The 10,164-nt window shown below is 65.7% G+C and carries 8 protein-coding genes; all 8 read right to left on the bottom strand.

Annotated features, from left to right (window positions below):
- Positions 1-117: 117 nt before the first annotated feature.
- Positions 118-1,536, bottom strand: coding sequence for an aspartate aminotransferase family protein (locus G1E_RS24025; protein ID WP_047150166.1), 1,419 nt, complete (start codon positions 1,534-1,536; stop codon positions 118-120).
- Positions 1,537-1,742: 206 nt separating this feature from the next.
- A complete protein-coding gene (locus tag G1E_RS24030) occupies positions 1,743-3,065 on the bottom strand; it encodes an ATP-binding protein (RefSeq protein WP_009684794.1) in 1,323 nt (440 codons plus the stop codon).
- Positions 3,062-3,745 carry a response regulator transcription factor gene (locus G1E_RS24035; RefSeq protein ID WP_009684795.1) on the bottom strand — a complete coding sequence of 228 codons (684 nt, stop codon included), beginning with the start codon at positions 3,743-3,745 and terminating at the stop codon, positions 3,062-3,064. The genes G1E_RS24030 and G1E_RS24035 overlap by 4 nt, the downstream gene beginning before the upstream one ends.
- A gap of 56 nt (positions 3,746-3,801) precedes the next feature.
- Complete coding sequence (locus tag G1E_RS24040) at positions 3,802-4,392, bottom strand: NTP transferase domain-containing protein (RefSeq protein WP_009684796.1); 591 nt, start codon at positions 4,390-4,392, stop codon at positions 3,802-3,804.
- On the bottom strand, positions 4,389-5,360 hold the full coding sequence (locus tag G1E_RS24045; protein WP_009684797.1) for an XdhC family protein: 972 nt from the start codon (positions 5,358-5,360) through the stop codon (positions 4,389-4,391). Before G1E_RS24045 ends, G1E_RS24040 begins: the two co-directional genes overlap by 4 nt.
- A gap of 3 nt (positions 5,361-5,363) precedes the next feature.
- Positions 5,364-6,575: a cytochrome c gene (locus G1E_RS24050; protein ID WP_047150167.1), complete on the bottom strand. Its 1,212-nt coding sequence runs from the start codon at positions 6,573-6,575 to the stop codon at positions 5,364-5,366.
- A 2-nt stretch (positions 6,576-6,577) separates the two neighbouring features.
- A complete protein-coding gene (locus G1E_RS24055) occupies positions 6,578-7,114 on the bottom strand; it encodes a (2Fe-2S)-binding protein (RefSeq protein ID WP_009684799.1) in 537 nt (178 codons plus the stop codon).
- Positions 7,107-9,938 (bottom strand): xanthine dehydrogenase family protein molybdopterin-binding subunit, encoded by a 2,832-nt coding sequence (locus G1E_RS24060; protein WP_009684800.1) that lies wholly within the window; start codon positions 9,936-9,938, stop codon positions 7,107-7,109. Before G1E_RS24060 ends, G1E_RS24055 begins: the two co-directional genes overlap by 8 nt.
- Positions 9,939-10,164 lie beyond the last annotated feature (226 nt).

Here is a 10,164-nt window from a genome sequence, read left to right on the forward strand (position 1 = left end):
AACCCTGCGGGAAGAGATCAGTAGCGCCAGCAGTGGGTTTCACGCCTGGTGGCTGGAGAAGCGGCGACGGTGATGGATAGGCTATTGGCGGGGCCGCTTTGTGGCCCCGCCAATCAGTCAGACCGCCGCGATCAACGCCTCGGCAAAGCGCTGCGCGACTTCATCGATCTGCTCGCCGCTGATGATCAACGGCGGCAAGAAGCGCACCACCGCACCATGTCGCCCTCCCAGCTCCAGAATCAGGCCACGCTTGAGGCACTCGCGCTGCACCTTGGGCGCCAGGTCGCGGTTAGCCGGTGGGTGGCCCAGCACATCGGGCTGGCCTTGCGGGTCGACCAGCTCCACGCCCAGCATCAAGCCCCGGCCACGGATATCACCCAACTGCGGGTAGTCCCGCTGCAGGCGCTGCAGGTGCCCACGCAACCGTAGCCCCATGGCCTCGGCATGCTCGGCCAGGCGATGCTCGACCAGGTAATCGATTACCGCCGAACCCGCCGCCATGGCCATCTGGTTACCGCGGAAGGTGCCGGCGTGCGCCCCCGGTTTCCACGTGTCCAGCCAGTCGCGATACACCACCACCGCCAACGGCAGGGGGCCGCCCACGGNNCCCACCGGCGGCCTGCCGCCAATGGCCTTGGACAGCGTGACCACGTCCGGCACGATGCCGGCATGCTCGAAGGCGAACATCCGCCCGGTACGGGCAAAGCCGCTCTGAATCTCATCGACGATCAAGGCCACACCCGCCTGCTCGGTGATCCGGCGCACGCCCTTGAGCCATTCGATATCGGCCGGGATCACCCCGCCCTCGCCCTGCACCACCTCCAGGATGACTGCAGCCGGCAGTGGCACCCCGCTTTCCGGATCGAGCAGCAGGTTTTGCAGGTAATGCAGGTTGGCCTTGACCCCGGCCTCACCGCCCAGGCCGAACGGGCAGCGGTAGTCGTACGGGTATGGCATGAACTGCACGCCGCTGCTCAACAAGGCACCCAGCGGTTGCTTGGGACCATGGCTGCCCATCAGGCTCAGCGCCCCCTGACTCATGCCATGATAGGCACCCTGGAAGGCCAACACGGTGCTGCGCCCGGTGGCGCTGCGCACCAGCTTGAGGGCCGCCTCCACGGCGTCGGTCCCGGTCGGGCCGCAGAACTGCACCTTGGCCTCGCGGCGCAGGGCCTCGGGCAGGATCCTGTACAGGTCCTGAACGAAGCGGTCCTTGACCGGTGTGGTCAGGTCGAGTGTGTGCAAGGGGATCTCATCGGCCAGCACACGCTGGATCGCCTCGATCACCACCGAGTGGTTATGGCCCAGCGCCAGGGTGCCGGCGCCCGCCAGGCAGTCGATGAACTGTCGGCCTTCGACGTCTTCGACGTGGATACCCCTGGCGCGCTTGAGCGCCAGCGGGATGCGCCGTGGGTAGCTGCGGGCGTTGGACTCCTGCTGTTGCTGGCGTTGCAGCAACGGTGAGTCGGTGAATTCGTACAGGGCCTGCGACACGCTGGCCGGCGGGACCTGGGCAAGGCTGGAAGCGGTGGACATGGGTAAATCCTCGCAAGCGAGCGAAAGTGCGGGTGTTCGTCGCTTGGAAAACGCTTGAGTGCTGGGAGGATTTAGCGGTTGTTACTGGATTTTACTCACCCTGTGCCGGCCCTTTCGCGGGCTTGCCCGCTCCCACAGGGTCAGGCCCTGTGCAGTACCTGTGGGTGCGGGCAAGCCCGCGAAAGGGCCGGCACAGGCAGTGAAAATCAACTGCTCGAACGCGCCGGCACTTGCAACCACACCCGCAAGCCATCGCTACTGCTGTCGAACCTGAGGCTACCGGCACACCGCTGCACGATCGCCTGCACGATCGCCAACCCCAGCCCGCAACCACCGCTCTGCCCGCTGCGCCAGAAACGCTCGGTAAGGTGTTCCAGATCCGCCTCGGCAATCCCCGGCCCATGGTCACGCACCATGAAGCCCACCTGCCCGTCAGCCATCTGCACCTCCAACTCCACTGCCTGTTCGCCGCCATGGCGCAGGGCGTTGTCCAGCAGGTTGCGCAGCGCGGCCACTGCCAGCGGCGCCGGCATGCCCAGGTAGATCTGCGTGGCCTCTTCAGGCAGGCGCAACACGATACGCCGGTTGTCACCCCCGCCCGCGTCCTGTACGGCCTGGCGGGCCACCTGCTCGGCGCTGCACTGCACGCCATCCTCGAACGAAAGGCTGCCCTCCACCCGTGCCAGCATCAGCAACTGCTCAAGGGTACGGTGCATGCGGTCGGCGCCCTGCTCGGCATGCTCCAGTGCCTGCTCGCGCACGGCGCCATCGGTCATGCGCGCCACCTGCAGGTGGGTCTTGATTGCGGTCAACGGGCTGCGCAACTCGTGCGCAGCATCGTCGGTCAGGCGCCGCTCGCGTTCGATGGTCTGGGCAATGCGCAGGAACAGCTGGTTTTGGGTGTCCAGCAACGGTTGCAACTCGCTGGGCAGGCCCGCCACCTGCAACGGCTCCACGCTGTCGGCGCGCCTGCGGCGCAAGGCATCGCGCATGCGGTTGAGCGGTTCCAAGCCCTTGCCCAGGCCGATCCACAACAACCCCAGGCTACCGAGCAGGGCCATCAGCACCGGCGCCGAAGCCGCCAGCAGGATCGACTGGTTCAGCGCTTCACGCTCCATATGCCGGTCGGCGGTGGTGATGCGCACATCCCCATGGTTGTAGGTGAAGGTGCGCCACGAAGCGCCGTCGATGGTCTGGTCGCGGAAGCCGCTGCGCTCGTCATCCATGGTCCCATCGTGCTTGTGGTTGCTGGCGAGGATTTCGCCACGCAGCGAGCTGACCTGGCAGGCCATGCCGTCCGGCACGCTGAACTGGTCGGCCGAGAAATGCGCTTCGCCGCCCTTGGCCGTCAATGGCTGCGGCAACTGGTCGATCAGCCCGGCGACCATGCGCGCCGAGGCGACCAGCCGTTGGTCGAGGGAAAACATCATCTGCTGGCGCAGGTCGCGCAGCATCCATGCCGCAGCCAGCACCCAGATGATGATGAAGGCACTGCCCAGGATCAGGCTCAAGCGTACCCGCAGGCTCATGGTGCGGCCTCTTCCGGTGCCTGCGCCGGGCCCAGGCGGTAGCCCAGGCCGCGCACGGTCTCGACGATACCGTTGCCGAGCTTGCGCCGCAGGTGGTGGATATGCACGTTCAGGGCGTTGCTTTCCACTTCGTCACTGAAGCCATACACGCAGTCCTTCAACTGCTCGCTGGACAACACCCGCCCGGGGTTTTGCAGCAGGGCCTGCAACAGCGCCTGTTCACGGCGGGAAAGGTCGACCTGCTGGCCGGCCAGGGTCGCCTCGCAACTGCTGGGGTCGTAACGCAGCGGGCCGTGCTCGATCACATTGACCGCCCGCCCCGCCACCCGCCGCAGCAGGGTGTGCAGGCGTGCAGCCAGCTCGCGCAGGTCGAAGGGCTTGAGCAGGTAATCGTCGGCACCGGCCTGCAGGCCATCGACGCGATCGGTGACGGCGTCGCGCGCGGTGAGCACCAGTACCGGCAAGGTCTCGCCTTTTTCGCGCAGGCGGCGCAGCAGCTTGAGGCCGTCTTCGTCGGGCAGGCCCAGGTCGAGGACCATCACGTCGAACTGCGCCGCCTGCAGCATGGCCCGCGCAGCGGCGGCGTTGCCCACCCGGTCGACGGTCAGGCCCTGGGCGGTAAGGCCGGCGCAGATGCCGGCGGCGATCAGGTCGTCGTCCTCGCAGAGCAGAACGTGCATGGTGTGGGCTCCCAGTGGTGTGGCTGGCATTGCACTATGAAGGGATTAAGGGGGGATTATGAACCCTCTGCAGGTGGGCTGGGCGAGCTCAGCGCCTCTGGCCTGTCGACATCCTGCAGCACACCGACGTCCTGCACGTGCACCCTTACGCAACTTTCTGGATGAGCCTTCACTACCGACCGCGCCCCTTCATCACCCTGCAACTGGGCAAGCGCCGGCCAGAAATCACGGCCGAACAACACCGGATGGCCCTGCCGCCCGGCATGCCAAGGCAGGACTATCGTTGACGCACCGGCCTGGCGTGCAAGCAAGCCAAGCGTGGCGGGCGCCACCCAGGGCATGTCGCCCAACACCACCGCTACCGCCCGCGCCTCGCAATCTGCCAGCGAGGCGGCGCCGGCTGCCAGGCTATGGCCCATGCCCTGTGCGCAATCGACACTGGAAATGACCCGGCACGCCGATGGCAAACCCAGCGCCTCTGCCCGTTCGCCGGCGCGCAACACCACCCGCACCTCATCGAACACCGCGCAGGCACGTTCGACACTGTGCACCAGCAGGCTGCGACCGTCCGCCATCAGCGCCCGGCGCTTGTCGCCGCCGAAGCGCACGCTGCTGCCAGCCGCCAACACCAACGCCACCACACTCACAGCGCCGCCCGCCCAATCCCGTTGCGCAGGCGCAAGATATCGGCCAGTACCGCCAGGGCGATTTCGGCCGGTGTCTTGCTACCCAGGTTGAGGCCGATCGGCGCGTGGATACGCGCCAACTGGTCGCCACTCAGGCCGCCGATGCGCTGCAAGCGCTCGCGACGCTTGTCAGAGGTGGCCTTCGAGCCCATCACGCCGATGTAGAACGCTTCTGTACGCACCGCTTCAAGCATGGCCAGGTCATCGATTTTCGGATCATGGGTCAATGCAACCACCGCCGTGTCGGCATGGCAACCGCCATTGGCGATAAATTCCGACGGCAGCTCGCGGCGTAGCTCGATGCCGTCCAGGTGCACGCCGTCGAGCACTTCATCACGTGGCTCGCAGAGAATCACTTCGAAGCCCAGGCCTTTGCCGAACTCGGCGCAACAGTGCGCCACGCTGGAATAGCCCGCCAGCAGCAGGCGCTGGGCGGCGCCGACGCGCAGGCGTACATGGGTGGGCTCACGCTGCACCCGCGGCCCCTGGCTGGTGTCAGGCACCAACTGGCGGTTGCCGTCGGGCAGGCGCACTTCGCGCAACAACCGGCGCTGCCCCAGCAATGCGCTTTGCAACTCGCGCAGGTGGCCCTGCACGTCGCACTCGGCCGCCAGGTTTTCCACCAGCACTTCCAGCACCCCGCCGCACGGCAGGCGAATGCCCGAGCGGGGGTCACTGCCATCGCCGTAACGCACAAGGGTGACCGGCTCGGCGAACTCGCCCAAGGCCACACGGTGCAGGAAGTCGTCCTCTACGCAGCCACCAGACAACGAACCCAGCCACTGGCCGCTGGCGTTGACCGCCAGCAGCGACCCCGGTGCACGCGGCGCCGAACCGTAGGTGGCGAGTACCGTGCACAACCACACCTGCTGACCGCTGCACGACCACTGCAAGGCCTGGCGAATCACCTGAAGATCGAGATGCTGCACCGGTTACTCCGCCTGCAGCTCGGCGAGCTGCTGTACCTTCAGGTCACCGGGCAATCCGCCCCAGGCCTGGCGCAGGTAGTTGACCATGTCCGTCACCTGCTGGTCATCCAGCTTACCGGCGAAGCCAGGCATCGGCTGCATGCGCTCGAAGCCGGTGAACTGTTGTTCGCGGATGCCTTCGAGGATGACCTTGACCAGGTTGCGCGAGTCGGCCTGGCGCAGCACGGTATTGCCCTGCATGGCCACGGCGACGTGTGGCTTGCCCTCGCCGTCGACCCCATGGCAGCCGGCGCAAACGTTCAGGTACTGCTGGTGGCCGCGCTGGGCACTGTCGCTCATCTGCGCCAGGGCAACCGGCTGGATGACCTTGGCCGCGGGTGGCTGGTCGCCCAGCAGGTAGGTGGCCATGGCCGCCAGGTCGGCGTCCTCCAGGTGCTGGGTGCTGTGGTGCACCACCGGGAACATCTCGTTGAACATGCTGCCCTGGGCGCTGATGCCGTGCTTGAGGAAGGTGGTCAAGTCTGGCTGGGTCCAGCCCCGCTCAGCCAGGTCCTGCGCCAGCAGGCTGGGCGCCAGGTAACCCGCCAGCAGGCCGCCGCTCAGGCGCTGGTCTTGCTGCAGTGCGCCGATCGCATTGCGTGGGGTATGGCACTCGCCACAGTGGCCCATGACTTCGACCAGGTACTGGCCACGCTGCCAGGCCGGGCTTTTGCCCTCGGCTGGCTGCAGCTGCACGCTCTTGCCATACAACAGGTTCCAGCCGCTCAGGCCCATGCGCACGTTGAACGGGAAGCGCAGCGCCGTCTGCGGGGCCGGGCGGTTGATCGGCGGTACGGTTTTCAGGTAGGCAAGAATCGCGTCCGAGTCTTCGCGCTTGATCAGGTGGTACGAGGTGTAAGGCATCGCGGGATAAAGGTTGGCACCATCCTTGCGCTTGCCTTGCGTGACTGCTGCGAAAAACTCGTCGGCGCTGTAGTTGCCGATGCCGTACTGCTTGTCCGGGGTGATATTGCTGCCGTAGATGGTGCCGAACGGCGAATGGATCGGCAGGCCGCCGGCATACGGTGCGCCACCTTCGGCGGTGTGGCAGGCCATGCAGTCGGCGGCGCGGGCCAGGTATTCACCGCGCTTGACCTGCGCTTCATCGGCAGCCAGGGCCGCCGAACTGACGGCAACACCCAACGCCAGCGCCAATGCGCTACGTACGAAGCCCATGTTCAACCCTCCTTGACCAGGCCGAGGTCGTTGAGCACCTGGCGGGTGGCGTCGTAGTAACGCACGTAGCCTGTGCACCGGCAGATGTGGTGCCCGAGGCTGGCCTCGATGCGGTCTTGCACTTCGCTCTTGTTCAGCGGCTGGCGCTGGGCGGTTTCCACCAGCACGGTAGCGGCGTTGACGAAGCCTGGTGCGCAGTAACTGCACTGGAAGGCGAACAGGTCGACGAACTTCTGCTGGATCGGGTTCAGCGTCAGGTTGCCGGCCTCGTCCTTGCTGGCATGGCCTTCGATGGTGCGCACTTTCTTGCCTGCAAAGTAGTGGGCACCGGTGATGCAGGTGCGCACTTCTTCGCAGGTGCCGTCCGGGTTGTCCACGATCACCACACAGGCGTGGCAGATGCCCTGGCCGCAGCCCAGGCGCGAACCGGTGAGGTTCTGGTATTCGTGCAGGTAGTCGAGCATCGCCAGGTCGTCGGGGACCTCGACCGGGCCGACCGGTTGACCGTTGAGGGTCAGTTGCAGTGGGCGGTTAGCCATTGAGGGCCTCCTTGATACGGGCTGGGGTAATGGGCAGATCGCGCACGCGCTTGCCAATGGCATGCGCAACGGCATTGCCGATGGCACCGACGACCGGGATCATCACCACTTCGGCAATGCCCTTGGACGGGTCGGTGGGTGACAGCGGCGGCAGAATTTCGCTGGTCTGCTGCCACACCGCCACATCGCGCGCATGCGGCAGGCGGTAGCGGTTGAAGTTCCAGTCGCCCTCCCCGGGCCCGCCCTCGTACATTGGCATTTCTTCGGTCAGGGCGTGCCCGATACCCATGGCGATGCCACCTTCGAGCTGGCCTTTGACCAGCTCCGGCACCAGCGCCCGGCCGCACTCGACCCAGCTGTGGTGGTTGAGCACTTGCACTTCGTGGGTGCCCTTGTTGACCTTGACTTCGACAATGGTCGCCACCGGGCTGTAGTAGGTGACCATGGCGTTGTTCAGCTGGGTATCGGGGTACGCCGCGTTCTGCCGGTCGAGCAGGTGATAACCGTGGCTGCTCATCTGCGCTTTCTTGGCGTTGACCGCGCCGTCGCCGTATTTCACGGCCACGGCGTCGAGCGGGAAGCGCTCGCGCACACCGTCGATGACGAAGTCGGCCTCGGCCCAGCTCCAGCGGTTGAAGCCGTGGACGCTCACACCGGTGACCAGGCCCATGTCATGGGCCTTTTGCGCCAGCTGGGCGAACGGGATCGGAGCCAGGCCGTTGCCGGTCAGCTCACCATTGACCCAGACAGCGTTCTCGCGGCGCACCACCAGCGGGTTGGCCTGCCCGCCGTAAGGCCCCTGGCGCCAGATGGCCATGGCCGCCGGCCACAGGCCGTGGTTGAACAGTACACGTGCCGCTTCGCGGGTAGCGTGGCTGAAATAGAACGCCGAGTTGGTCGCCGACGATGGCGACGCCAGCTTGCCCACCCAGCGCGGGTTACGCAGGGCAGCGTCCTGTTCGGGCTGGCTGATCAGGTACGGGTTGCCGCTGGTGGTCAGTTGCAGCTCTGGCCACTCGGTAACGGCAGTGCGCACCTCATCGGCCGAACGGCCAAGGAAGTCGCTGACCACCAGGGCCTGCGAAGTGGACATGCCAGTGCCCAGTTCGGTACCGATGTGGCGCAGGCTGATGCGCCCGTCGCGGCTGAACTCGACGCTGGCCATCGGCGCTTCCGCGCCCGTCCCGAAGTCTTTCTGGCAGATGGCGAAACCCACGCCGTACCAGTGATCCTGGTCCTTGGCATCCATCTGCTGCTTGCGTGCGTCACGGTTGCGCCACCGGTCGTGCACGGCGGCCTTGTCGAGAATTTCGTACAGGCGCAGGGCGCCGGCCGGCACCGCGCCCTGGGTGTTCTTCATGCCCGACTTCAGCGCGTTGGCACGGCGCAGATCGATGGCATCCACGCCCAGGCGGCCGGCGATTTCATCGACCATCATTTCAGTCGCCGCCATGCTCTGCAGGGTGCCATAGCCGCGCATGGAGCCCGCCTCCACGCCACGCGAGTAATAGGCAGTCACCGACAGGTCGTTCTGCGGCATGTAATAGATCGACTGCGCTGCGGTCGCACCCACTGCGGCCACCGACGGGCTGTAGTTGATGCGCCCGCCACCGTCGCAGCTCATGTCGGCGCGGAAAATCTTGAAGCTGTTGTCTTTCTTGTCCACCGCCAGTTGGTAGCGGATATCGAAGGCATGGCGCTTGATGCCGCTCTGGAACTGCTCGTAGCGGTCATTGGCCAGGCGGACCGGTACCCCGTCGCCGTACAACGCAGCCACGGCAGCGTAGAAAACGAAGATGTTGTTGTCCTTGGAGCCGTAGCCCACGGTGTAGCCGGGGTGCATGTTCAGGGTGTTCAGGGCAAACCGCGACGGCTTGATCATGTGCACGCATTCCTGCGCCACTTCGAACGGGCACTGGGTGGCAACCACGAAGTGCAGCGTGCCGCTGGCCCGGTCGTACCAGCCATTGCCGTTGTCCGGCTCCAGCGCGGCAGGTTCGATGGACGGCGTCTTGTAGCGCTCGTCGAACACCAGCCAGTCCTCGGGCGGGTTGTCCAGCTGTTCGGCCATACGGTTGGCGTAGAACAGCCCCTGCTCGGTCAGGTCACCATGCTGGTTGGGCTGTTTCGACCACACCGGCTTGCGGTTGAGGATGGTGGGGAACAGCATGGAATTCTTCAGGCTGGAGAACTCATCGTCGTCGAACGGCGTGGCGCCGCCCACCCGCACGAAGCGGAAGCTGCCATAGGGGTCACGCTGGTACAGCGGCGCCTGGGCGCCGTAGCGGATCGCCTGGTCGTTGAACTGCAGCTTGCGCTTGGCCTGGCGGAAACGCTCGAAATCGTGCCAGATCAGGATTGCCACGGGGTGGCCGATGAACATCGGTACCTTGCCAGGCGGCAGCAGCGGGTCGGGCGAGTGCGCTTCGGGCCAGGCGATGCCGTCCTGTTCCAGGTCGGCGGCGGTGACGACACGGTCTGGTTGCAGGTCTGCCCCCAGCAGGCTCAGGTCATGCCCGGCATAGATGCGGTCAGCCTTGGTGGCCTTGAGCAACAAGGCATGGCCCTGTTGCACCGGCCAGCCCGGCATGTCCTTGGCACGGATGTCGCGGGCGAACACCTTGTCGCCGCAGACCTTGGACAACGCATCGTTACGGAAACGCGCCTTGCCGTCATGGTTCATCCACTTCTGCGGCGAAGCGGTGACGCGTTCCTCCATCAGCGCGGCGAACGCCTGGCTGCCAAGTGGCGCCATGGTCACACCGACACCAGCGACCAGGCCGCCTTGCAGGAAGGCGCGCCTGGAAATATCACGGTTGGACATGCTTGATCCTCTGGGCAGTCGAGGGTCTGCCCTTTCTTCTGATTCTGGGCCTGGCTTGCAGAAAGCTGACCTGAACGTCAACTTTACAGCAATTTAGCGAGGACAGGCAAAGTCAAGCCGACAATATGTCGCGGTGTGTCGGGTTTTAAGCGGGGGATCCGTGCTTGGGCTGATAGGTGTTCGCCTTTGGAGACTCGGCGCTTGGGAGATCGAGCGCCGCCCGCGC

This window comes from Pseudomonas sp. TJI-51, assembly GCF_000190455.2.
GTDB classification, from domain to species: Bacteria; Pseudomonadota; Gammaproteobacteria; order Pseudomonadales; family Pseudomonadaceae; genus Aquipseudomonas; species Aquipseudomonas juntendi.

What these genes read in the sequence shown, in the direction of transcription:
- G1E_RS24055 (WP_009684799.1), bottom strand. Translation starts at nt 7,114, where the DNA reads ATGGCTAACCGCCCACTGCAACTGACCCTCAACGGTCAACCGGTCGGC.
- G1E_RS24060 (WP_009684800.1), bottom strand. Translation starts at nt 9,938, where the DNA reads ATGTCCAACCGTGATATTTCCAGGCGCGCCTTCCTGCAAGGCGGCCTG.
- G1E_RS24035 (WP_009684795.1), bottom strand. Translation starts at nt 3,745, where the DNA reads ATGCACGTTCTGCTCTGCGAGGACGACGACCTGATCGCCGCCGGCATC.
- G1E_RS24050 (WP_047150167.1), bottom strand. Translation starts at nt 6,575, where the DNA reads ATGGGCTTCGTACGTAGCGCATTGGCGCTGGCGTTGGGTGTTGCCGTC.
- G1E_RS24030 (WP_009684794.1), bottom strand. Translation starts at nt 3,065, where the DNA reads ATGAGCCTGCGGGTACGCTTGAGCCTGATCCTGGGCAGTGCCTTCATC.